Consider the following 25,954-nt stretch of genomic DNA (forward strand, 5'->3'; position numbering starts at 1 on the left):
TTTTACGGGTTACTTACTTTCAGGTTTATATGACGGTATGCTTGCTTTATCCATAAAATAAGAGATTAATTTTGAGAAAGTTTTGACATTAATATCTGGAAAATCGAGACCCAAGGCGTTAATGGCCTCGTGTGTGCTTTGGTTGTTATAGGTGCTATGACCAATATTCAGAGCATCTTCTTTAAAAAGGTGGATCAGTGAACCCAGCGCTACATCATCACCATTGACAACCATGTGTCCGAGTTTTTCTAACCATGCTGATTCAGAAACCGTTGTGATGTCATGTCCTGTTTGTTTGATAGCCTGATATGCTGGGGTAAAATCAGTGCCTTTCGGATGAAATAAATGGAAGTTTTGTTGCTCATGTATCTTATTAGCGGTTGATAATGTCACAATGGCCTGACTGACGAAATCAACTGGCAATAAATCAGTACGTAGCAATTCAGGATATGGTGCAATTCCCATTTGGATAAAGCTTTTAATTTGTAGCCATAAAAAATCGTCTTTTTGACATGCACCGGTAACACTGTCACCTGATATACGTCCTATCCGATAAATATTGATATCAACACCTTGATCTCTGGCCTGCTGTACATATTGCTCAGCTACCCATTTACTTTGGGTATAACCGATAGACAGTGAATTTGGGTAGTCAGGAAGGCTATCTTCTGTGATTGGTTGTTTAGGATAGTCCGGTGCAAATACGGCAATAGTAGAAATATACTCCAGTTTCTTACGCTCGTGGTGACAACAAAAATCAATGACTTCCACGATACCATCGACATTCGTTCCCTTAACAGAACTGTATGGGAGAACAAAATTAATATGAGCAGCTACGTGATATATTTTAGAAACTCTTTCTGATAATGACTGATATTCTGCCTCAGTTAAATCAAATTTCGCCTTGGCAATATCTCCCACCACAATTTCAACACGTGAAAAATCAATGTCATGATCGATACCATAACAATGAGCATTTTTTATGATACGGTTCAATCCTGCACTATTATCGGTGGCTCTGACTAAACAAATGACTTTACTCGTTGGTTGTTGTAGTAAAGCGCGAAGCAGATAGATACCTAAAAAACCAGTGGCGCCTGTGAGTAATATATCACCGCTTATTGATGGGGTTAATTGGCGTGTATCCGTCCAATCATGTTGGACGAAAGCATCGTTAATAAATGTACTTTTTATTTCATTATTTGATTTTTTATCACTATTCAGATAGGTATCAACCGAAACGGCCATGTCGCGTAAGGTAGGAGTATTGAATAGTAATTTGAGCGGGAAATCGACATTAAATTGTTTGCGTAGTAAATACACTAACTGTGTTGCTAATAGTGAATGCCCTCCGATGTTGAAGAAATTATCTCTTAGTTTAATGACTCGGTTCGGAAAAACTTTTTGCCAGAGTAATTTGACTGTTTGTTCGGTTGAAGTCAGAACCTCTTCAATATTGTTTTTTTCAACATCATCCGATATTTTAGATATTTCAATGTGATGTAGTGCTTTTCGGTCAATTTTACCACTAGGAGTAGTTGGAAGATCGGTCAAAAATACGAACTCATTTGGGATCATATAATCCGGTAGATAGCTACGTAATCTAGTCAGCAGTTCAATACGTTCTAATGGCACAATTGTGACGATAAAAGCCACCAATATTTTGTTATCTGCTGATATTTCTTTTCCAATAACCGCAGAGACTTTCACTCCATCCAATGAATTGATAACGGCTTCTATTTCTGATGGTTCAATCCGGAATCCCCTAATTTTTAACTGATTATCCAGACGACCCAGGTATGTAAATGAACCATTGGATTTTAGTTTTATGAGATCACCCGATTTATAAGCATGTTGGCTCAGTGCACCAGGCCAGTTTTCGGTTAAAAATCGTGCTTGAGTTTCATAATCTTTATTGTGATAACCTGGGGAAAGAAAATCGCTGATAATCCAAAGTTCGCCTGCGACACCCGCGGGAACCATACGTTTGTGTTTATCTAATACAAGCAGGGTAAATCCGGGGAGCGGATATCCTATTGATGCACTGTCTCCCCACAAAGAGATATCTGTTGGCATGACATAAGCGGAACAAACATGGCTTTCTGAAGGGCCATAAAGATTAATCAGTCTTCGGTTGGCATTAAACATCTGTTTAATGTCAGCGGTAAGAACCAGTTGTTCACCTGTTGAGTAGACTTCCTCAAGCATTGATAGTTGGGCTTTATTCGTGACGGTTAATTGAGCCAAATGCTGAAGTGCTACATAGGGAAAATATGCCCGGCGGATCTCGTTTAACTCAATGACATTTTGCAAATGATGCAGATCCTTACGTTCCTCTTCATCTGCGATATATAACTTTCCACCAGTACATAAAGTGCCAAATATTTCCTGTATAGAAACATCGAAAGACAAAGACATATAATGAAGTGTGCAATCACCTTCACCACAAATAGTGATTTCTTTTTGCCATGTAAGAAGATTGGACAGTGTCTTATTCAGTAAACGCACTCCTTTGGGTTGTCCTGTTGAACCCGAAGTGTAAATGACATATAACTCATCTTCCGGTTTGCGTTGCACTGATTGCCAGTTAACATCCCGTATAAATACCGTTTCATCTAACACGACTTTGTGGATGGTCGCAGATAATGTTGTGACAAACTCACGGATGGTTACGATACAATCCACTGCTGCGTCCCGCAGCATATATTCAATACGTTCCTGGGGATAATTTGGGTCAATGGGAACATAAGATGCCCCCGTTTTCAAAACGGCCAGTAAAGCGGCAATAGAATCTTCATTTCGGTTTAGTAATAAACCTACTCGTGAACCAACGCTGATGGTATAACTGGTATGCATAAATTCAGCTAGCTGGTTGGCGCGATGATTTAACCAGCCATAAGTCCAGTGACCGTGACGTGTTATTAATGCAGTATTGTTCGGATGAATTTTTGCATATTCCTCTATTTCACCAATAAAACATGGGTTGTTCATATCAGCGAATGGAGTACTTGAACGATTTACTATGGATAGCTGTTCATCTTGAGTGAGTATTTCAACTTCACTTAACGTTTTTTCACCCCACTCACCCATACATAAAGCGGTTTGTCTGTATAGCTCCAGCCAATATTGAATGGTGCTGCCTTCAAATAGCTCGGCATTAAATTCCATAATTAAACGATGAGATGTACCCGTTTCGACAAATAGGGTTAAATCATATTTAGCGGATTGAATATACTGTTCAGTGATCTTTATTGAGTAAGGGAAATCTTGAAATGCATCATTGATAGTATCAAGATTGACAAGTAATGTTTGAAAAACAGGGTTATCTAAGCCAAAGTTCTGGCCTGCATCTGCAACAATGTCAGTAAATGGTAATTGCTTATTAAAATGTGCCTGAATAAAGCGGTTACGAATTGATACTGCAAACTGATTCACTGTACTACCTGAATCTAAATGAGATCTGAACGGTAAAGTATTAACCAAATATCCTACAGTTTCTTCAAATTCACTGTTATCCCGTAGCGCAAAAGGGATACCAATGGTGATATCTTTTTGACCAGATAAACGATACAGCAAAAACTGCCAGCACATCGTCATATACATGAAAGGAGTCATTGCAAGATTTCTTGCCTGCTTCGATATTTTCAATGTGTCATCATGGCTAAGTTGCAAATGACGATAACCTGCTTTGGTTCCTTTGTACTCTTTTCTGGAGTAATCAGTTGGGAGATCTATCATAGAAGGGTACGGAGTAAGTACTTCTTTCCAATAGTTTTTCATGATGGAAATTTCAGGTTTGGCTAATTGTTCTTTTTGCCATTGGGTGAACTCCAAGTAATCAGCACTGATTTTCCGATAATGAAACTCTCTGTTTTCAGCCAAATGCGCATAACATGTGAGAATATTCTTGATAAAAATAGTCACTGATGGTGCATCAACGATAATATGATGAAAACAACACGCCAACCAACACCGTTTTAATTCCCCTGTTATCAAACAGATATCGAATAACGGTCCTTTTGCCAAATCATATTGTTTTGACGCCATTTGTTGAATAACTGCTTCTGGGTGATTCACCTCAGTGATAGTTTTGTGCGTAATATGAACGTGATAGGGTTGTTCGATGACTTGATAAAGCTGATCTTGATTAAATGTAAAGTGTGTGCGTAAAACTGGAGTGACTTCAACAAATTGAGTGATTGCCTCTTCCAGTAAACGGTGATCTAACTGAGTCTCTATTTCTATCAGTAATGGAATATTGTAGCTTTCAGGTTGGCTCAGCACCTGATCAAGTAACCATAACCCTTTTTGCCCTTGTGTACTGGGTATATATGTTTTGTTATCCAATATATCCTTTACGGCTTTGTTCAATGATTCATTGTCCATTGCTGCTCTCCAGGCCATCTTTTCCAAACTGGGCTGCTAATTTTTCGACACTATTCACTGAAAACACATCGGCAGATGAAACAGGAATATCAAGTGCCTTACTGACAAGAGAGGCTAATTTGATTAGGTGAAGAGAATTTGCTCCCTGTTCCCAAAACGAAGTTGCTGGGTCAAGGTTCTTATAACCCGTGATCTCTTGCCATATTGAGAGAATTTTGGATTCTATGTTGTCATCGCGTTGTTTGTGCATCCCATTAACAATAAGCTGAGCCATTTGATTTCGGTCGCGTTTACCATTTTTATTCATTGGCAAAGAATTAACATGTGTAAACCGTTCTGGAACCATGTACGACGGCAGCTTTGACTTCATAAATTCGCGAAGATTGATGTTAGATAGAGAACCTGACTTACTCAGATAGCAGGCATGTAATAGAGGCTCATTATCCGTTTGCTCTATAGTTACAATGACATCTTCTATTTGAGGATGTGAACGTAGAGTATGTTCCACTCCGGTGATTTCGACCCTGAAACCACGAATTTTACACATGTGGTTACTGCGCCCCAGTAGTGTGATATTGCCGGATTTATCTCTTTTAGCTTGGTCATTAGTGCGGTAATAGCGCTCATGATGACCATTAAGATCCAGCCAGACAAAACGCTCATGGGTTAATTCAAGATCTGAATATCCTTCCGCAAGCCCTGCGCCACTGATACAAAGTTCTCCCTGTATATCTGGAGCACAAATTTCTAAATTATCATTCAGCACGACCATATTGACGAGAGGCAATGGGTAACCAACAGGAACGGGGGAATCAGCATCCAGTATTTCATCTGGTAACACCTGATAGACAGAAGTAAGAGCTGAATTTTCCGTACATCCCATACCATTGAATATACGCCCCTTACCTGCCTTGGCTGCCATTGAAAACAGTCTGGGATTAACAAAATCACCTGAAACGATGACACAATCAGGTTTATGTAGAGTATTAGGAGAAACTTCTACAAATAACCGGAACAGCCCACCAGATAAGGAAAGAATAGAAATATGCTGATGACTAATAATGTTATCGATTTCGGCTAAATCAGGGACATCGTTTGGGTAAACAACGAGTGTGGCTCCAGTCAGAAGGCTTATCCAAATTTCATTGGCACTTGCAGCAAATGACAGCTCTGCTAGCTGCAAATAACGGTCATTGTTTGTATTACCTAACTGGCTGATAGGGATTGCCAGGCGGGTTAACCCACAATGACGGATAATCACACTCTTTGGTTTTCCTGTTGAGCCCGAAGTCAACAATATCATTGCTGGGTCTGTCGCAACTAACGTTTCGGTTATAGTTTCAAATCTTGTCGGTATGTAATCTAAATCACGGGCTTGAGAAAAAATGTTTTCTATAGAGATAAATGAGTAAGTTACTTGTGAACCCGATGTTTTAAATTTAGTTCTTTCAGCGTTATCAGAATCTGAAATCAGTAAACTGATGTCAGCGGTCTTGATGCAATCTGCTATATACTGCTCTGGGCTGTTATTGTTAAATACATTACTTAACGGAACAATAACCGCCCCCAACCGAATTACCGCTATCAGCACCAGATATAATTCAAGGCTGCGAGTGATCTTAATTGCTACTTTATCTCCTTTTTTTACCTTCATTTTTTGTAAAACAAATGCTACCTGCGCTGATTGTTGCCAAACTTCACAATATGATAATGTTTCGAAGTTAAATATTAACGCGGTTTTATTTGGATATTTCTTTACTATTTCACCAAGAGCATTTGGTATAGTACGAAACTGTTCAACCTGTTTTTCAATCATGTAGTAAACCTCATTATATTTATATGAGTTAAAACAATGAAGATATATTAAATAACTCTTTTAAGAAGTCTTCGAAAAATGATCTTGATCAATGTGCACTCATTTTTGTTTATTTCTATTGCCTAAGATACTGATGAAACAAAGTCTACAGTGTAATCCTAAAAACAGTCAAATGGTTTACAAAAAGAAATCATGTTGTTTGTATTTTTGTTGTCATTAAATTTAAATCCATTAAAAACAATATCTTATTAAAATGTTGAGTAATGGATTCATTTAAATAGTTGACATAATACATGTAAATTACGGATGATGAACAGCGCGAGATCGATGGCTATCTATTTATATAGAACTGTATCTCTTTCAATGTAAAAATTTATCATTTTAATTTAAATACAAGCTAAGGGCGTATTTGTTTCCTTTGCTTTATTTAAAAATGTTCATGCAACTGCCCTGGTTATTAATAGTAATATGCTCTCGATTGTGAATTATTAATTTACCCTTCATTAGAAGTGGAGTATTAGTTAGATGGATACATTAGAAATTATTGGCTCTTCATGGCAGCAACCGATTTGGAACAATCTGGTAACATTGTCCTACATAAAAAAAGAGTTATTGAGGCTACCACCATTAATTAATTATAAAAAATTGACACATTTTTATAATCAATTGGAAAAAGTTTGGTTACACAAAGCGGTAATAATTCAAATGGGTGATTGTGCTGAACGGATTATCGAATGTGATCAACAATCGGTTGTTCCAAAAGTTGATTTATTACATGAATTATCAAACATTTTTTCTACTTTACTGAATAAGCCTGTGATCACAGTTGGCCGCATCGCGGGTCAATATGCAAAACCGCGCTCTAATGCAATTGAAAAATATCGCAATACTACGTTACCTGTATGGCGTGGCGACAGTATAAATAGTCCAGAGCCTGTTTCAGATGCCAGAATAAATGATCCCAAACGGATGTTAATCAGTTATCACGCAGCTTCACAAACCCTGTCTACGATTGATGATTACATTCGAAGTAGACCTGATATGAATTTACAGGTCTGGACAAGCCATGAAGCCTTATTGTTAGACTACGAACATTCTCAGTTGAGAACTACACCTGATGGACAGAGATATCTTGGTAGTACCCATTGGCCTTGGATCGGCATTCGTACCCTTGATTTAAATAGCCCTCATGTTGAGATGTTATCAAATATAGATAACCCGGTAGCATGCAAAATCAGCGATAAAGTCTCTCCTGATTTAATCACTGGATTATGCAAAAAACTCAATCCCCAAAAAATCCCTGGGCGACTGACATTTATCACCCGTTTTGGCCATAAACATATTCATAAACTCGGTCCTCTTATTGATGCGGTATTGGAGACAGGTATCCCCGTGCTTTGGATGTGTGATCCCATGCATGGAAATACAACAAAAACAGCGAATGGAAATAAACAACGAATTTTTGACGAGATGGTGGATGAAGTGGCTAGTTTTCAAATCCAGTTAGCCAAGCGTCATGCTTGTTGTGCAGGCATTCATTTAGAAACAACGGCTGAAGATATCGCTGAGTGTTTTGGTTGCGGTTTCAATCCTAAAGAATCCGAATTATCGAACATCGTATGCGATCCACGATTGAACAAAATACAGGCAGTTGAACTTATTAAACAATGGGCAATTAATCAGGAGGCATTATGACATTTGACAAAAAATATGTTGCTGTGATTACCGGCGCATGTGGTGGTATCGGTGAAGCCATCGCCAGACGATTGGCGACGAAGGGAATAATCTTAGCGCTTATTGATAAACAGGCAGGGGCGTTACAAACTCTGGTGGACAGGCTTAGCGATGAATATTCTCAATCCATTATCGGTTTTCCTGTGGATGTTGCGGAACCTCAACAAGTTGACAGCGCATTTCTTGCCATCAGAAATCAACTCGGACCCATCGGTTATTTGGTGAATGGCGCTGGTGTATTGCACCATGCCGCTGTTGAAAACACCGATATTGATGCATGGAACCGGATCTTTGCTGTTAATGCGACGGGGGTATTCAATGTCAGCAAAGCCGCAGCCAGTTATATGCAGGAGCAGAAAAAAGGGAGCATCGTGACTGTTGCTTCAAATGCTGCACGAGTACCCAGGGCAATGATGGCCGCATATTGTGCTTCAAAAGCGGCTGCTCAAGCCTTTACCTATGCACTTGGGTTAGAAATAGCTCCATTTGGCGTCCGGTGCAATATCGTTGCTCCTGGCTCAACAGATACATCAATGCTGCGTAGTATGTGGGAAAATGAAGCCGATAAAAGCCACACATTGTACGGTAATCCAGATCAATTTCGCATTGGTATCCCACTACGCAAGATTGCTACACCAGACGAAATTGCCGCCGCTGTTTGTTTCTATCTAAGTGAAGAATCCAGTCAAACAACGTTATCGACTTTACTGGTAGATGGTGGAGCGGCATTAGGTAGCTGTTAGTGAATAGCCAGCAAGGGATATAACATGGAAAAGATATTATCGTACTCATTGCCTAATGATGCTGATTTACCCAAATCTACAGCAAATTGGCTTCCAGATAGGCATCGCGCAGCTTTGTTGATCCATGACATGCAAAAATACTTTGTAGATTTTTTTGAGGCTGAAACCAGTCCGATAAATGGGGTAATTAGTAACATCTGTATGCTATTGAGTGTTGCCAGAAATTTTAATATTCCCGTGTTTTATACCGCTCAGCCCGGCAGCATGACGCCAGAACAACGCGGATTATTAAAAAATATATGGGGTGAAGGCATGCAAGCAATAGATGAACATCGGGAAATTATTCCGCTTCTGACACCCACTAAAGATGAAACTGTACTGACTAAGTGGCGTTACAGTGCATTCTTTAAATCCAATCTGTTACACCATTTAAGGGATTTGAACCGCAATCAACTGATCATTTGTGGAGTATATGCCCATATAGGATGTCTGACTACCGCGATTGATGCTTATTCACATGATATCGAAACCTTCTTGGTCTCAGATGCTGTGGCGGATTTTTCAAAGGAAAAACATCACCAGGCATTGAAGATGGCAGCAGAAATATGTGCCGTAGTGGCATCGACGGAACAAATCATTGCAAATCTAAGAAAATAATACGTCAGGGAAACTAAAAAGCCTGATAAGACAGATTCTAAGGGGGAATGATGTTGTTGAAAGAATTACCACAGGGAGATCTGCAATCAGAGGATGCGAAAAATCTCTTTAGCCGTTTAATAAAGGCGAATAAACCTTTTGCCTGTATTTATCGCCCATTATCTGATGCTAAGGATTCGTTTTTATTACTTGAGGGGAAAATAGAATACAGCCATTCACTCTCAGCACTAGATACAATTTCTTTAGAACCGACTCTTTCATTGAAATCAGACAGTTTTTGCACAGTGGATATCACTTCGGCTGAAGAGCTAAGCGCTTCTCAATTAATTATCATTCCATTCAATCAGATTGCTGAAAAGGGATTTGCATGCCATAACGACAACGAACCGGTCCTTATCATGAACGTCGAGACGCAAGCTCGTTATCAAATAAATAACTGGGGATTTATTGAGGGTAGCAAGCCAATAAAAGCGGCTAATATACATTTCGATGTTACAGACGAGGATTACAGTCAGATTGTAGAACAGGTGATCAATGATGAGATTAGTGCCGGAGAAGGCAGTAATTTCGTTATATCGAGAAGTTTAGAAGGTGATATTGAAGATTTTTCATTACAAGATGTACTCTCACTATTTAATCAATTATTGATAAATGAATGTGGTTCTTATTGGACATGGATTGTTTATACCGGTGACCGCTATTTTGTCGGTAGCAGTCCGGAGCAACATATTATGGTGGATGGTAAAGATGTTACCATGAATCCAATAAGTGGCACGTTAAAATATCCAGAAAAAGAGATAGAACAGGCTTTGTACTACTTCGTTGATGACAAAAAGGAACAAAATGAACTTTTCATGGTTGTTGATGAAGAACTGAAAATGATGAGCCGTATATGTGATAGTGATATTACGGTGATTGGTCCCCAATTAAAGATGATGTCTCAGGTTGCACATACGGAATATTTTATCCGTGGTTCAACATCACAAACAATTCAAACTATCCTGAAAGAGTCGTTGTTTGCACCAACCGTTACTGGAAGCCCAGTGCAAAATGCGTCTCAGGTCATTAAGCGCAGGGAAAAGCGTGGTCGTGGTTATTACAGTGGTGTTATCGGTATGATTGGTGTTAAGAATAACCAACGCTATCTGGATTCCACTATATTAATCCGCGCGGCTGATATTACAAAAAATGGGCATTTCCGATTAACATCAGGAGCAACAATTGTTCGTGATTCAACTCCGAAAAATGAAGCTGAAGAGACCAAAGCAAAATTGAGAGGTTTAATGAGTTCTTTTTTTGATGAGAAAAAAAACATTAATTCAACCATTAGTACCCAATTATCTGAACCTGTGTTGAGTAATATCGTTGCAATATTACAGCAGCGTAATCATAAAGTTTCTTCTTTCTGGTTAGATAATTCTAAAAAAATAGCATTGGCACCCAATTGTCTTCCTTCCATTACGCTCATTGATATGGAGGACTCATTTACTGAGATGATTGCTTACCAGTTACGTTATATCGGGCATAATGTAACGATCGTTTCATGGTCTGAGTCTGGGGCACGTTTGCCGCAATTAATGAATTCAGGTAAAACAGATATTCTGTTTATTGGTCCAGGTCCAGGAGACCCGAACGCTGTCAGTCATGACAAGATGGCAACGGGACGGGCATTGATTACAAATCGTTTAAAACAGAATTTACCACTAATTGGAACCTGTCTGGGGCATCAACTTATTTGTGCTGAATTTGGTTTGCCCATCAAACGGCTTCCCAAAACACGACAAGGAATGCAATATAAAGTAGCCATTGAGCATATAACCTGTCATGTCGGGTTTTATAATAGTTTTGCCGCGATGCACAAATTACCGCACTGGTTTACGCCAAAATATAATCGATTGGTTTATCTTGAACGATTAGGTAAAAGTGAAATTATTGCATTGAAATCTAATAATGTGGCATCAATACAGTTCCATAACGAATCATTTTTAACTATTGATGCATTTCCTATTTATAATTGGATGATTAATAATTCTATAGGATGTGAAGGTGAGTTTTTTAAAAAATCAATGTGTTAAAAGAAAAGGATCGTGAGTCTTTGTTGGGACAATCTATGTAACATGCTGAAGAATACACTTGGTTGTCCCGCTTAATTAATTAGCATTTTATTTTTTCTGGTTTTATTGAGCGACAATGTTGACGTAAATAATCTGCGGTCAATGAATTACCCTCTTCAAACATCGCCTGTGGTGTGCCACTGAACATCACCTGACCACCCTCAGTCCCTGCGCCTTCACCTAAATCAATAATCCAATCCGCTTCTGCAATAACTTCTATATTGTGTTCAATGATCAAAACAGAGTTTCCCTGTTCGACAAGGCGGCGAAACAACGTAATAAGTACCTCCACATCAGAAGGATGAAGACCGGTTGTCGGTTCATCAAAGACATACACGTCACCTTTATTGTTAAGGTAAGATGCCAGTTTCAGTCTTTGACACTCTCCCCCAGACAGGTGATCAAGCGATTCACCGAGGCGCATATAACCTAACCCGACACTCTGAATATTCTCTAATGTGGGTTGGATCTGGCTGTCTCCCGCAAAAAAATTTGTTGCCTGAGTAATACTCATATTCATGAGTTCAACAATCATTTTTCCTTTATATTTATAATTTAAAGTTTTTTTATTGAATTTTTGCCCCTGACAAGCTTCACAAGGCAAGGATATCGAATCCATAAAAGCCAAATCGGTTTCAATCACGCCTAATCCTTTGCATTCCGGACATCCGCCCTTCGCATTGGGGGAAAACCACGATTTATCCACGTGATTAGCCAGCGCAAAACGCTCTCGGATGTGTTCAAAAATACCGCTCCACGATGCAATATGTGAGCGTTTCGAGGTATGAATGGGTTTTTGGTCGATAACAACCGCATTTGTACATTGAGGAACAACCTCTCCCATAATTAAGGAGCTTTTTCCGGAGCCTGCTACGCCACTGACAGCAAGCATTATTCCCAGCGGAACCTCTATCGATATCTCTTTAAGATTATGTAGTGTTGCGTTTCTGACAGAGATATAACCAAGTGGTTTTTCGGGATTTCGATTAAGGCGGGTTGTTTGAGACAGATATTTTCCTGTTAATGTGCCAGAGGCTCGTAACCCACTCAGATTGCCCTGATAAGTGATAATTCCACCGTTATCACCTGCACAGGGGCCTAAATCAATGACATGATCTGCGATTTTAATGACATCCGGGTCATGTTCGACCATCAAGATAGTGTTGCCCTTGTCACGTAATTGCTGAATCAGTGTATTAAGTTTTGCTATATCGGCGGGATGTAATCCGGTGCTGGGTTCATCAATGATATAAGTCATTCCGGTGAGACTGCTGCCTAAATGTCGCACCATTTTTAATCGTTGCGACTCTCCACCTGATAATGTTGGGGTTGAACGGTTAAGGTTTAGATATCCCAGACCGACAGAGCACATTGAGGCTAAACGTTCTTTTAAGGCATCAATTAGCGTGCTCACTGAAGGAGCAACCAGTGTTGCGATAAACTGGCTCAGCGCTATAATCGGCATATCGACACAATCACCGATACTTTTACCCTGAATTGAGCATGACAGGATCTGTTTATTAAGTCTCTGTCCATGACAGGCAGGACACTGTTTCATTGAAACAATATTCCGAAATTCTTCACTTTGGTACTCTTTGTTATCTTTTACAAGATAACTGCGCGTGAATCTGGGAATGAGTCCTTCAAATCGGGCAGATTTAGGCCAGTCAGGGGATGGGGTGGTCGGTGCAATGTTATCCGCGTAAAGCAAAAGCTGGCGTTCTTCTGTCGAATAATCGGCGATTTTCTTATTATTATCAAACAACCCCGAATGAACATATCGGCGCCACCGCCAGGTGCCTGGTGCAAATGAGGAATATGCGATTGCACCTTCATTCAGAGATTTGTCTTCATTCAGCAGTTTTTTTACATCTATCGTACTGGCAATGCCCAGCCCCTCACAATTGGGGCACATACCTGATGGGTGGTTGAAAGAGAAAATGTTGGAATACCCGACAAAGGGTTTACCGATTCGGGAAAACAAAAGGCGCAATAAAGTATAAATATCTGATGCTGTACCCACCGTCGAGCGGACATTTTCCCCAATCCGCCTTTGGTTAATGATAATCGCGGTGGTAAGGTTATTTATCTCATCGACATCAGGCTGACCATAGTACGGTAACCGATGCCGAATATAAGGCGGAAAAGTATCATTGAGCTGTCTTTGGGATTCCGCAGCAATTGTACCGAATACAAGAGAGCTTTTACCTGAACCAGAAACACCAGTGAACACAGTGATGACATTCTTAGGAATACGTAAATCAATACTCTTAAGGTTATTTTGCCTTGCACCACGAATTACAATAGTGTTTTGTTCATGATTTCTCATTTCATTTATCTCCTTACACGCACTAACATCAGGGAAAAGAGAGTGATAATCCCACAGCCGATTAATACAATAGATATAGGAAACAGAGACACAGATTTGCCAAGACCAGTTAAAAATGCCGTCAAAGAAGCCGCGCCAAATTGAAGAGCACCGAGGATAGCAGAGCCAGCCCCTCTTACATCAGGAACTGCTGTTAATGCTAAACTAGCTGCATTGCCAAAAATAAATGCCATCGTAAACATAAGCATCATGAAAATTGCCGTCGTTAACTCAAGCTGATAGAGGCTGAGATAATTCACAATCAGTAGCAAACAAGCTAAGACGAAAGTGGTTACAACACCAATTATGACAAGCGTTCTGGCACCGAACCGCTCAACCCATCGGGCACTCAGTATGCTGCTGAACATCATAATTCCGGCATTAATCGCAAATACAATGGAAAAAAATCCAGGACTGAATTTAAACATGGACTGGTATATAAAAGGTGATGCTGAAATATAGGCAAACAGTGCCCCAAAAGTAGAGGAGAATATTAGGGTATATCCCATATAGGTTCTATTTTTGAACAGTTTTAAAAATTGCTTAACCAGACTGTTCTTATTGCCACCAGATGCTGATTTATCCGGTAAACTTTCCGGTACATAAACGAACGTTAAGGTGGTAATTATCAGTGAAATAACCGCCATAAAGATAAATACAACCTGCCACGGGAAATAAGCAGCAATTCCTCCTATCAATGGAGCAACTATTGGTGCTGCACCTTGTATTGCCAGCATTAGATTGAAATAGTAAGCGGCTTTGTTACCGAAACTGAGGTCGGAAACAATGGCTCGTGTCAGAACAATACCTGATGCGCCACCAGCACCTTGAAAAAAGCGGCTAATGATTAACATCTCAATATTTGCAGATAATGAACAAGCAATTGATGCTACAGTTAGCAAAATCATGCCACCTAATAACAGTTTTCTCCTGCCAATAGCATCCGACCAGGGACCAATGATTAATTGTCCAATTGCAAGACCCGCCATAAAGGAAGTTAGACTTAATTGAATACCAGCCTGAGTCGTGACTAGTGCATGTGACATGGCGGGGAATAAAGGAAGGTATATGTCGGTTGAAAGAGCGCCAATGGCACTCAACATTCCCAGAACCAGAACAAGTTTGAATCCCAGTTCACTCTTTTGGTTAGGTGAAGCGGTTTGATTTAAATAACTGTTACTTATTGTGTTTTCTGATTTTTTCACTGTCATTCATCTCGGATAATAAAAATATTATGAAGACTATAACACCGCAAAAAAATGATTTCAAAATAGAAATTATACTCTTCGTGGTGCTGACAAAATCCATGCGATATTGAATCCTATTCAACCTTTTTGATTAGATGAGGTAATTGTTGTAAGAATATGTTATTTATTATATTTATTGTTTTTTGTTGTCATTTTCATCGTAATATAAGATAGCATAAAATCTATGGCTTAGGGTAAATTTGATTTCAAAATGGAAATTATTTTTATCCTATAAGGATATCCAAGAAATCAATTTGTTGAATTTTTGCTGAAAAATTAGCTAGAGTTTCATGATCTCTTTCTGTATATTTATACAGTTGTTTGGCATGGGGAGAGCAGATGCGAAAAATTATTCATATTGATATGGATTGCTTTTTTGCTGCCATCGAAATGCGGGATAATCCTTCCCTTCGCGATATTCCGGTTGCAGTTGGCGGGAGCGCTGATCGAAGGGGGGTAATTAGCACGGCAAATTACCCTGCCCGTCGTTTTGGGGTGCATAGTGCGATGTCCACCGCCATGGCATTAAAGCTTTGCCCCCAATTGAAAGTTATTCCTGGCAGAATGGCGCATTATAAAGAAATATCTCAACATATCCGCCAAATTTTTTCCCGTTACACTGAATTGATTGAACCTCTTTCTTTAGATGAAGCCTATTTGGATGTGACGAATTGCCATTATTGTCACGGTTCTGCCACGTTGATTGCTCAAGAAATTCGTCAGATAATTTTTGATGAATTGCAGTTAACCGCTTCCGCAGGCGTTGCACCCGTCAGGTTTTTAGCCAAAATTGCTTCTGATATCAATAAACCCAATGGGCAATATGTTATTTCTCCTGAACAAGTAGAGGCTTTTGTTAACTCATTGCCATTACGCAAAATTCCTGGTGTCGGAAAAGTCACAGCCAAGCGTTTATCAGACATGGGATTGGAAACCTGTTCTGATGTGCAACGTTATGACAAGCTGATACTAATAAAAAGTTTGGGTAAGTTTGGATTGTCACTTTGGGAACGCTGTCACGGTATTGATGAAAGACCAATTACACAGGAACGCTTGCGTAAATCGGTTGGGGTAGAAAGAACTTTGGCGCAGGATATCCATCAATGGCATGAATGTGTGGAGCTGATTGAAAAACTTTATCCTGAGCTGAAAAAACGGCTGGAAAAGGTAAAGCCTGATCTCCGCATTGCCCGCCAAGGTATCAAATTAAAGTTTGATGATTTTCAATTGACAACACAGGAACATGTCCACCCTATGTTGGATAAACACGATCTGATTCAAATAGCCAGGCAGGCTTGGGAAACACGCAGGGAAGGGCGAGGAGTCAGGTTGGTAGGTCTGCATGTGACATTACAAAACCCACAACTGGAACGCCAGCTTTTATTGGAATGGTAAGGTGTAAAAAACACAATCTCCCCCACAAGCAGATGGCAGGGGAGAGGCAGTATAACTTTCTATTATTCTTTAGCCGGAATAGCTTTTAGAATTGCAGTGAGTAGCTGCCAATATTGACCGACACTTTTAATGTGTACTTTCTCATCAGGGGAATGGGCACCCCGAATGGTTGGGCCGATAGAAACCATGTCCATAGCAGGATACGGTTTTTTGAAGAGTCCACACTCTAAACCGGCGTGGATCACCATAATGTTCGGCGTCTTATCGAAGAGTTGATGATAAGTTTCACGTACTAAATGCATGATTGGAGAATTGGCGTCAGGTTGCCAGCCCGGATAGCTGCCACTTGTCACGGTTTCTGCGCCAGACAGTTTTGCCAGCGAGTGCAGCATTTCAGCAACGTAAACCTTGCCACTTTCGATAAGTGAACGGATCAGGCAGATAATCTCGGCTTTCTCTTCGTCCATGGTGATAACGCCTACGTTCAGCGAAGTTTCTACAACACCTTTGGCTACATCACTCATACGAATAACACCATTCGGCATGCTATTGAGCATGGATATGAAGCGAGTCTGGCAATCTGCTGTTAGCGCTTGTGATGATGTTTCGGTTTCATCTAACAAGAGAGTAAGCTTATGTTCAACGACGGAGTATTCGTTTTTCAATGTCTCCAGATAGCTGCTTTTTATTTGATTGAGTTTTTCGGCTTTATCAGCAGGAATAGCAATCACGGCATAACCTTCACGAGGAATGGCATTGCGCAGGGTTCCGCCTTGCAGATGAATTAATTTCAGATCCAACTCACTGGAATACGCAGCCAGGAAACGAGCCAGTAATTTGTTGGCATTACCCAATCCAAGATGAATATCGCCACCAGAATGACCACCTTTTAATCCCTTAATAGTTAATTTCAGCGTCTTATAATTATCTGGCAGCGCTTCACGGGACAGTCGTAAGGTTGTGAAAAAATCAATGCCGCCCGCACAACCCATGTAGATTTCGCCTTCTTCTTCTGAATCGGTATTGATCAGAATATCAGCTTGCAGCCAGTCAGGTTTCAGGCCAAATGCGCCATCCATACCGGCTTCTTCAGTCATGGTCAGCAAAACCTCCAATGGGCCGTGTTTAACGGATTCATCCGCCAATACCGCCAAAGCGGAAGCCATACCGATACCGTTATCCGCGCCTAACGTTGTACCATCAGCCGTAACCCAATCACCATCAATATAAGGGCAAATAGGATCTTGTGTGAAATCATGTTGGGTATCGTTATTTTTTTGTGGAACCATATCAAGGTGCGCTTGAAGTACAACAGCTTTGCGGTTTTCCATGCCTTTTGAAGCTGGCTTTCTGATCAAAATATTACCCACTTCATCCCGCTCTACATGGAAGTCTTTGCTTGTTGCCCACTCAATAATATGGGATGCGAGAGCCTCTTCGTGATAGGAAGGATGAGGGATGGAGCAAATCTGGGCAAAAATATCCCATAAGGAGGGTGGGGATAGCGTTGATAATTCGGACACGGCGAATCTCCTGTAACTGAATCTTAATGAGAAGGAAGTGGTACTGTTTGACACATCAGGGCGTTTTTGTCATCTGCATTGGCCTAATATCCTGCTATGCTTGAGAATATCATTTTATTGCCAGCAATGGGCAGTAAGAATGAGGGCTTACCTTGTTTTTACTGGTTTTTGTTGGTTCAAATCACTATAATCTCGCGCAACCTTTTTTCCGCAAAAAAACGCTTTTCTGAAATATTCTTTAGTCTCCAGGATCTAACTTTATGAGTGAAAAATATGTTGTAACGTGGGATATGTTGCAAATACATGCCCGTCAATTGGCGCAACGTTTACTTCCCGTAGAACAGTGGAAAGGCATTATTGCCGTTAGCCGTGGTGGCCTTGTTCCGGGAGCGTTACTGGCTCGCGAATTGGGCATTCGTCATGTCGATACTGTCTGTATTTCCAGCTATGATCACGATAATCAGCGCGAGTTGAAAATACTAAAAAAAGCGGAAGGTGACGGTGAAGGGTTCATTGTTATTGATGATCTGGTTGATACCGGAGGCACTGCCCAGGCAATCCGTGAAATGTATCCTAAAGCTCACTTCGTCACGATTTTTGCCAAACCTGCCGGTCGCCCTCTTGTAGATGATTATGTTATTGACATTCCCCAAAACACATGGATTGAGCAGCCATGGGATATGGGCGTCGTTTTCGTTCCACCAGTTTGTGACAAACAGTAAGATTTTTCTTTTGTTATGACGAAAAAAAACCTTTCAGAATCGCTGTTTAAGCCTCGGTTTAAACATCGGGAAACCTCTACACTGGTAAAATATACTCACCCACAATCTGTAACTACCAGTGATAGTATGCTTGGTGGGGAGCGCCGCGAGCGTTGGTATCGCATGATTAATTGGCTCGCTTGGATCTGGAGGGGAGTCAATCCGCTGGAAATTCAAGATGTTCTCAGTCGGATTGCCGTGACAGATGCCGAGCGCAGTACTGAACATTTGTTGGATACTGTGATCGGCTATCGTAAAGGAAACTGGGCCTTTGAGTGGTCTCAGCAGGCAATGTACTGGCAACAGGAAGCATTGCGTACTGAAGATACGGAAAAAGCCGGAGCATATTGGTTAAAAGCTGCAACCCTATATAGTATTGCCGCTTATCCTCATTTGCGCGGTGATGAGCTGGCAGATCAGGCCATTGTGCTGGCTAATAAAGCCTATGAAAACGCAGCGCGTTTTTCTGACTATGAATTGAAAAAGCTGGAATTCCAGTTGGAAGGGGGGAAAAGTGTTACTGGATTATTGCACCTGCCTTCCCATGTACAAGGACCTTGTCCGACAATATTAGTTTGTGCCAGCCTCGATAATGTACAGAGTGATTGCTGGCGATTGTTTCGTGAACACTTCTCGCCTCTTGGTTTTGCCATGTTAACGGTGGATATGCCTTCTGTTGGTTATTCCGCTAAATTTACCTTGACGCAGGATACATGCGCACTTCATCAACAAGTTTTACAACAGCTAAATAGCGTGCCGTGGATTGATCATACTCGGGTAGGTGTATTTGGTTTTCGTTTTGGGGCAAATATCGCTGTTCGACTTGCCTATCTGGAGCCGAAACTGATTAAAGGCGTATCGGTAGTCGGCCCGATTGTGCATGAATTACTGCATGATGAAAAATTACAGCAGAAAATTCCGTCAATGTATATCGACGTCTTGGCTAGTCGCTTAGGTATTTATCACGTTGATGCAAAGAGATTGCGTTCAGAACTGGCATGTTATTCATTGAAGAATCAAGGGTTATTAGGTCGTCGTTGTACTGTGCCTATGTTGTCGGTGTATTGGGAAGATGATATTTTCAGCCCAAGGAAAGATTCGAAATTAATTGCTATGTCATCAATGGATGGTTCATTACGGGCTATTTCTGCTACATCAGTTTATAGTGGTTTCAATAAAGCATTACACGAAATAAGCGTATGGTTGAAAGATAAAGTTTTATAAAGCGAAATTTATCACTTGATATTTTTTAATTGTTTGATACAAAGGTGTTCTGTATATAAGGAGACCTTTGTATGACTTTACCTGCAAGTTATTCTAAAAATAGGTTGTTAAAGTGCTTTTCTGCATTAGGGCCGTATGTACGTGAATTAAAGTGCCAAAATGGTTATTTTTTCTTTGACTGTTTAGCTGTTTGTGTCAGCGCTAAAGCGGCACCGGAAAAACGTGAATTTTGGGGATGGTGGTTAGAGCTAGAAGAACAGAAGCAAGGTTTTGTATACAACTATCAGATAGGTTTATTCGATAAACATGGCGAATGGAGTGTCATGAATATCAAAAAGAAGGCCGATCTGGAGCACCTTGAATCAACTTTACAGGCATTCCATAAACGTCTGGTTGATTCTTTTGAAACTCTTAAACTGACATTGATCCCCTCTGAAAATACCGCCACTCTACAAACGCAAGTGGTAGCGTGATTTTTTTTAACCTGCTTTTGCTAAATTTTGCGTTATGCCAGTTGGCATAACGCCTCTCTCCTGTTAAAACTGAACATTGTTTTTTTAAGCTTCGGTTTTTTTTAAACTAATCGTTTTTTCAAATTAACTGTAATGGCAGAAATATGATGAATGGCAGCCAAACATTGGTTGTAAAACTGGGAACGAGTGTATTGACCGGTGGCTCTCGTCGTTTGAATCGTGCCCATATTGTGGAACTGGTTCGTCAATGTGCTCAACAGCATGAAAAAGGTCACCGCATTATTATTGTGACTTCTGGTGCGATTGCCGCTGGGCGTGAACATTTAGGATACCCTGATCTTCCGGCAACGATTGCTTCAAAACAATTGCTGGCAGCCGTTGGGCAAAGCCGCCTGATCCAATTGTGGGAGCAGCTTTTCTCTATTTATGGTATTCACGTTGGGCAAATGCTCTTGACCCGTGCAGATTTGGAAGACCGTGAGCGCTTCCTGAATGCACGGGATACCCTTCAGGCTTTGCTTGATAATCACATTGTTCCCATTATTAATGAAAATGATGCCGTTGCGACAGCAGAGATTAAAGTGGGTGACAATGATAATCTTTCTGCACTGGCTGCAATTTTGGGTAGTGCCGATAAGTTGTTGCTTCTGACCGATATAGCAGGGCTTTATACCGCTGATCCTCGTAGTAACCCTGATGCGAAATTGATCTCTGAAGTGCATGATATCAGCGATGAGCTGAAAATGATGGCCGGAGACAGTGTTTCGGGTTTAGGAACGGGAGGAATGGCGACAAAACTTCAGGCGGCAGGCGTGGCCGGACGGGCTGGCATTGATGTTATTATTGCAGCCGGTAATAAGCCAGACGTTATTGCTGATGTTATTGAAGGAAAATCGGTTGGAACACGTTTTCATGGTCTGACTAGCCCGATGGAAAACCGCAAACGTTGGATTTTTGGAGCACCTCCGGCAGGGGAGATTATTGTCGATCATGGTGCGGAAGCAGCAATTGTTGGGAAAGGCAGTTCGTTGCTGCCAAAAGGGATCAAAAACGTTAAAGGTGATTTTTCCCGTGGTGAAGTTATTTGTATCCGCAGTCTATCGGGCAAAGATTTGGCTCATGGTGTGTGCCGTTATAACAGTGATGCATTACGCCTGATTGCAGGCCATCATTCACAGCAAATTAGCCAGATACTGGGTTATGAATATGGCGCTGTTGCGGTTCACCGTGACGATTTGATCGTAATTTAATGAATTGATCGTGAGTTAAGGATTTCACCATGCTAGAGCAGATGGGAAAAGCAGCCAAAGCAGCATCGTGGCAGTTGGCACAATTGAGTAGCAACCAGAAAAACCAAGCATTGAATCACATTGCTGATTTGTTGGAGGCAGAGATTGAAGAGATTCTTGCTGCCAACCAGCAAGATATGAAGCAAGCTCGTGAACAGGGAATGAGTGAAGCACTGCTCGATCGGCTATTACTAACACCAGAACGGTTGAATGCCATTGCTAGTGACGTGCGCCAGGTCTGCCGTTTGGCTGATCCTGTAGGGCAAGTTATCGATGGGCAATTATTGGATAATGGATTGCAATTGAGCCGTCGCCGAGTGCCGTTGGGCGTTATCGGCGTAATATATGAAGCTCGCCCGAATGTTACCATTGATGTGGCATCGTTATGTCTGAAAACAGGTAATGCAGTGATATTGCGTGGTGGCAAAGAAACTCACCATACTAATCAAGCTATGGTTAAAGTTATACAGCAGGCATTGGAACAAAGTGGATTGCCGGCTGCTGCGGTTCAGGCTATCAATAAACCTGATCGTGAGTTGGTGGCTGAATTGCTGAAAATGGATCGTTATGTCGATATGCTGATCCCTAGGGGAGGGGCTGGGTTACATAAATTGTGCCGGGAACAATCGACTATTCCCGTGATTACTGGCGGTATTGGTGTTTGTCACACATTTGTGGATGAAACCATCAATATTGAAAAAGCACTGGAAATCATTACTAATGCGAAAGTTCAGCGTCCAAGTGCCTGTAATTCATTGGAAACATTATTAGTACATGAAAAAATAGCAGCCGATTTCCTGCCAGTTTTGAGCACCAAAATGAAAGAGCAGGGAGTGACATTACACGCCAGCAAATCAGCGATGCTATTGCTGCAAGAGGGGCCTGCAACTGTCGTTGAAGTGGCAGAGGAAGATTACTGTGATGAGTGGTTATCTTTAGATATGAATGTAGAAATTGTCAGTGATATTGATCGCGCTATTGAGCACATTCGTACTTATGGCACTGCCCATTCTGATGCGATCCTGACGGAATCTTTGCAGCAGGCTGATTATTTTGTGCGTCATGTGGACTCAGCCGCGGTATATGTGAATGCAAGTACGCGTTTTACCGATGGGGGGCAATTTGGTCTGGGGGCAGAAGTGGCTGTCAGTACCCAGAAATTACACTCCCGAGGCCCAATGGGGCTTGATGCACTGACAACGTATAAATGGGTTGGTTATGGTAATTATTTACCTCGAAGTTGACTATATTCTACTTTAATTAGATTTTATTGAACTATGCTGGGTCACACTTAATTTTAGGTGTGACTTTTTGATCCATTAAAAATGTCTTTTTACACTGGTGTAAATATTTAGTTACTACACTTTGTGTTTAGGTTCATTCTTATAAACTCTTCGGGAAAACAACGAAATGAAACAAACTCTATTCATCGTAGGTGCACGAGGTGCAGGGAAGACGACAATAGGTAAGTTGTTGTCTGAAGCGCTATCGTATAAATTTATTGACACCGATGAAAGTATCCAGACCATCAATGAAATGACGATCGCTGAGCTTGTTAAACAATATGGCTGGGAACATTTCAGAAAATTAGAAAGCCAAACGTTGAAAGCAGTCAGCCAGAGTGAATGTGTCATTTCAACAGGTGGAGGAATGGTGTTGTCGCTTGAGAATCGCCAATATATGCAACAAAATGGTATTGTGATTTATTTACAGGCATCTGCAACAGTTTTGGGGCAGAGATTATCCCTTAATCCAGAGAACTCACAGCGCCCTAGCCTAACAGGGAAGTCCATCATAGAAGAAATGGCGGGAATATTGGTTGAAAGAGAACAGCTATACCAAGAGTGTGCCAGTTTCATTGTTGATGCCAATCTTACAACGGAATATATCGTATCTCACGTTAAATCTTATATTTTAAACCAGAAAAACAAATTAATTTGATATATCAACGATGTTTAAGTTTATTTTCTAACTGACAAGGAAATCTGATATAACAAATTGCCCGTACAACTTATAGTATCATTCTGCTTACTCACTTTAATTTTATTAATTATATTTGAGATATGGATATGCTCTTAAATTTTATTCGGTTACTTATTCGTGTACTTTTCAGGATTACCATTGAAGGTGACACCAAACAGCTACAACAACACACTAAATGTATTATTACTCCCAATCATGTTTCGTTTCTGGATGGCCTGTTAATTGGGCTATTCCTGCCGATAAAGCCTGTATTTGCTATTTATTCTAATATTGCGACTCGTGGTTTTCTCAAATTTATCAAGTCTTATGCGGATGTTGTCCCTCTGGATCCTACCAACCCAATGGCAGTCAGGACATTGGTTAAAGAAGTAGATAAAGGACGCCCGATTGTGATTTTTCCCGAAGGGAGGATCACTGTAACTGGTTCCCTTATGAAGATTTACGATGGTGCTGCATTTATTGCCGCGAAATCAGGAGCAAAAGTAGTACCAATCCGAATTGACGGGGCAGAACAAACGGTTTTTGGTCGGTTAAAAGGAATTATGAAGCTACATTGGTTTCCGAAAATCACCCTCAAAATTTTACCTGCCGTCGATCTGCCAATGCCGGATGCCCCTGATTCAACAACACGACGTCGTTTAGCAGGAGAACATCTCCACGCCATTATGATGGATGTGAGAATGCAGACGCACCTAAAGGAGACGTTATTTAGCGCTTACCTAACTGCGCAAAAACGGTTTGGCCGTTTTAAGCCCTGCATTGAAGATGTGAATTTTAAAGAAGATAGTTATCACTCATTACTGAAAAAAATATTGGGAATCAGCCGGATCTTAGAACGTTTTACACAAGAAGGTGAGCGAATTGGCCTGTTGTTGCCAAATGCGACTGTGATGGCGGCTACCCTATATGGTGCTTCATTGAAAGGGCGAATACCGGCTCTTTTGAACTATACGGCAGGAAGCAGCGGGATTAAGAATGCCATGCAGGCGGCAACCATTAAAACCATCGTGACATCCCGCCAATTTCTGGAAAAGGGGCAATTGACTCATCTGCCAGAACAGGTGACTGAAGCCAATTGGGTATATCTCGAAGATTTGAAAGAGACGATCACGCGGGAAGATAAGCTTTGGATATTGTGGCATTTGATTTTTCCTTCCAAAGCCACTTTGATTTCACAAAAGCCAGATGATGATGCATTGATCCTATTTACGTCAGGCTCAGAAGGTGCACCCAAAGGTGTTGTTCACAGCCATGCCAGCTTATTGGCGAACGTTGAGCAGATAAAAACTGTTGCTGATTTTACTCCGCTGGATCGCTTTATGTCTTCCTTACCACTGTTTCATGCTTTTGGCCTAACAGTTGGTCTATTTACTCCATTAATGACAGGCTGTCGTGTATTCCTTTACCCAAGCCCACTACACTATCGTGTTATTCCTGAATTGGTCTATGACCGTAATTGTACCGTGTTGTTTGGAACATCGACTTTCTTGGGTAATTATGCTCGTTTTGCCCATCCTTATGATTTTGCCCGCCTGCGTTATGTGGTAGCCGGAGCAGAAAAACTGTCAGAAAATACTAAGCGAGTTTGGCAAGATAAATTCGGTATCCGTATTCTGGAAGGTTATGGCGTGACGGAGTGTGCGCCGGTAGTGGCAATCAATGTTCCGATGGCGGCAAAAACGGGGACAGTCGGGCGGATCTTACCTGGTATGGAAGTCCGTTTACTGCCTATACAGGGTATTGAGAGGGGAGGTCGCTTACAGCTACGTGGGCCAAATGTCATGAAAGGATATCTGAAAGTTGAAGCCCCTGACCGTTTGGAACCACCATCTGCCGAAGACGCAGAAGGGAATAATCAAATTGGCTGGTATGATACCGGTGATATCGTTTCTATTGATGAAGAGGGTTTCTATACGATCAAAGGACGAGTTAAACGATTTGCTAAGCTTGCAGGGGAAATGGTATCTCTCGAAGCTGTGGAACAAATAGCCTCTCACGTTTCTGCTGATGCTCTACATGCGGTTACAACCAGAAGTGATCAAAGCAAAGGCGAAGCACTGGTATTGTTCACAACCGATGTCAATCTAAATAGAAATAGAATGTTGGGAATGGCACGTGAAATAGGGATGCCTGAGTTGTCGGTTCCACGAGATATTCGTTATGTGCGGCAACTTCCTTTGCTCGGTAGTGGCAAACCGGATTTTGTCACCCTAAGAGAAATGGCTGAACAGGAGTAAGGAA

Annotated in this window: 17 protein-coding genes; 12 read left to right on the forward strand and 5 right to left on the reverse strand. The window is 41.0% G+C overall.

What is annotated here, in order from left to right:
- Positions 1-9: 9 nt before the first annotated feature.
- Both Xish_RS13080 and Xish_RS13085 read right to left on the reverse strand, forming a co-directional pair.
- Entirely contained in the window at positions 10-4,386 is a 4,377-nt protein-coding gene (locus tag Xish_RS13080) for a non-ribosomal peptide synthetase family protein (protein ID WP_244186049.1), read from the reverse strand.
- A complete protein-coding gene (locus Xish_RS13085) occupies positions 4,376-6,202 on the reverse strand; it encodes a non-ribosomal peptide synthetase (protein ID WP_099118219.1) in 1,827 nt (608 codons plus the stop codon). The genes Xish_RS13080 and Xish_RS13085 overlap by 11 nt, the downstream gene beginning before the upstream one ends.
- A 525-nt stretch (positions 6,203-6,727) precedes the next feature.
- Between Xish_RS13085 and Xish_RS13090 the strand changes: the two genes are divergently transcribed.
- From Xish_RS13090 to Xish_RS13105, 4 genes are read left to right on the forward strand one after another with little or no spacing between them, the layout of a single operon-like run.
- Positions 6,728-7,897, forward strand: coding sequence for a 3-deoxy-7-phosphoheptulonate synthase (locus Xish_RS13090; protein ID WP_099118220.1), 1,170 nt, complete (start codon positions 6,728-6,730; stop codon positions 7,895-7,897).
- Positions 7,894-8,679, forward strand: coding sequence for a 2,3-dihydro-2,3-dihydroxybenzoate dehydrogenase (locus Xish_RS13095; protein ID WP_099118221.1), 786 nt, complete (start codon positions 7,894-7,896; stop codon positions 8,677-8,679). The genes Xish_RS13090 and Xish_RS13095 overlap by 4 nt, the downstream gene beginning before the upstream one ends.
- Positions 8,680-8,703: 24 nt before the next feature.
- Positions 8,704-9,336, forward strand: a complete 633-nt coding sequence (locus tag Xish_RS13100; RefSeq protein ID WP_099118222.1) for an isochorismatase family protein — start codon at positions 8,704-8,706, stop codon at positions 9,334-9,336.
- 47 nt (positions 9,337-9,383) lie between these two features.
- On the forward strand, positions 9,384-11,411 hold the full coding sequence (locus Xish_RS13105; protein WP_244186051.1) for a chorismate-binding protein: 2,028 nt from the start codon (positions 9,384-9,386) through the stop codon (positions 11,409-11,411).
- Positions 11,412-11,490: 79 nt separating this feature from the next.
- Here Xish_RS13105 and Xish_RS13110 read toward each other — a convergent pair whose 3' ends face one another.
- Both Xish_RS13110 and Xish_RS13115 read right to left on the reverse strand, forming a co-directional pair.
- Positions 11,491-13,779, reverse strand: coding sequence for an ATP-binding cassette domain-containing protein (locus Xish_RS13110; RefSeq protein ID WP_099118224.1), 2,289 nt, complete (start codon positions 13,777-13,779; stop codon positions 11,491-11,493).
- A gap of 5 nt (positions 13,780-13,784) precedes the next feature.
- Positions 13,785-15,023, reverse strand: coding sequence for a multidrug effflux MFS transporter (locus tag Xish_RS13115; protein ID WP_099118225.1), 1,239 nt, complete (start codon positions 15,021-15,023; stop codon positions 13,785-13,787).
- A gap of 381 nt (positions 15,024-15,404) precedes the next feature.
- Between Xish_RS13115 and dinB the strand changes: the two genes are divergently transcribed.
- Entirely contained in the window at positions 15,405-16,460 is a 1,056-nt protein-coding gene (gene dinB, locus Xish_RS13120) for a DNA polymerase IV (RefSeq protein ID WP_099118226.1), read from the forward strand.
- A 62-nt stretch (positions 16,461-16,522) separates the two neighbouring features.
- On the opposite strand, the gene pepD is transcribed toward dinB, so the two are convergent.
- Positions 16,523-17,983, reverse strand: a complete 1,461-nt coding sequence (gene pepD, locus Xish_RS13125) for a beta-Ala-His dipeptidase (protein WP_099118227.1) — start codon at positions 17,981-17,983, stop codon at positions 16,523-16,525.
- 260 nt (positions 17,984-18,243) lie between these two features.
- Between pepD and gpt the strand changes: the two genes are divergently transcribed.
- From gpt to aas, 7 genes are all read left to right on the forward strand, one after another.
- The gene (gene gpt, locus Xish_RS13130; RefSeq protein WP_099118228.1) at positions 18,244-18,705 is read left to right on the forward strand and encodes a xanthine phosphoribosyltransferase; all 462 of its coding nucleotides are present in this window, start codon (positions 18,244-18,246) and stop codon (positions 18,703-18,705) included.
- 15 nt (positions 18,706-18,720) lie between these two features.
- Complete coding sequence (gene frsA / locus Xish_RS13135; protein WP_099118229.1) at positions 18,721-19,968, forward strand: esterase FrsA; 1,248 nt, start codon at positions 18,721-18,723, stop codon at positions 19,966-19,968.
- Between the two features lie 71 nt (positions 19,969-20,039).
- A complete protein-coding gene (gene crl, locus Xish_RS13140) occupies positions 20,040-20,441 on the forward strand; it encodes a sigma factor-binding protein Crl (RefSeq protein WP_099118230.1) in 402 nt (133 codons plus the stop codon).
- 146 nt (positions 20,442-20,587) lie between these two features.
- Positions 20,588-21,691 (forward strand): glutamate 5-kinase, encoded by a 1,104-nt coding sequence (gene proB / locus Xish_RS13145; RefSeq protein ID WP_099118760.1) that lies wholly within the window; start codon positions 20,588-20,590, stop codon positions 21,689-21,691.
- Between the two features lie 29 nt (positions 21,692-21,720).
- Positions 21,721-22,974, forward strand: a complete 1,254-nt coding sequence (gene proA / locus Xish_RS13150) for a glutamate-5-semialdehyde dehydrogenase (RefSeq protein WP_099118231.1) — start codon at positions 21,721-21,723, stop codon at positions 22,972-22,974.
- A gap of 166 nt (positions 22,975-23,140) precedes the next feature.
- The gene (aroL, locus tag Xish_RS13155) at positions 23,141-23,671 is read left to right on the forward strand and encodes a shikimate kinase AroL (protein WP_099118232.1); all 531 of its coding nucleotides are present in this window, start codon (positions 23,141-23,143) and stop codon (positions 23,669-23,671) included.
- 128 nt (positions 23,672-23,799) lie between these two features.
- Positions 23,800-25,950: a bifunctional acyl-ACP--phospholipid O-acyltransferase/long-chain-fatty-acid--ACP ligase gene (gene aas / locus Xish_RS13160; RefSeq protein WP_099118233.1), complete on the forward strand. Its 2,151-nt coding sequence runs from the start codon at positions 23,800-23,802 to the stop codon at positions 25,948-25,950.
- The last annotated feature ends 4 nt before the right edge of the window (positions 25,951-25,954 follow it).

Origin of the sequence: Xenorhabdus ishibashii, from assembly GCF_002632755.1 — a bacterium.
Classification (GTDB): Bacteria; Pseudomonadota; Gammaproteobacteria; order Enterobacterales; family Enterobacteriaceae; genus Xenorhabdus; species Xenorhabdus ishibashii.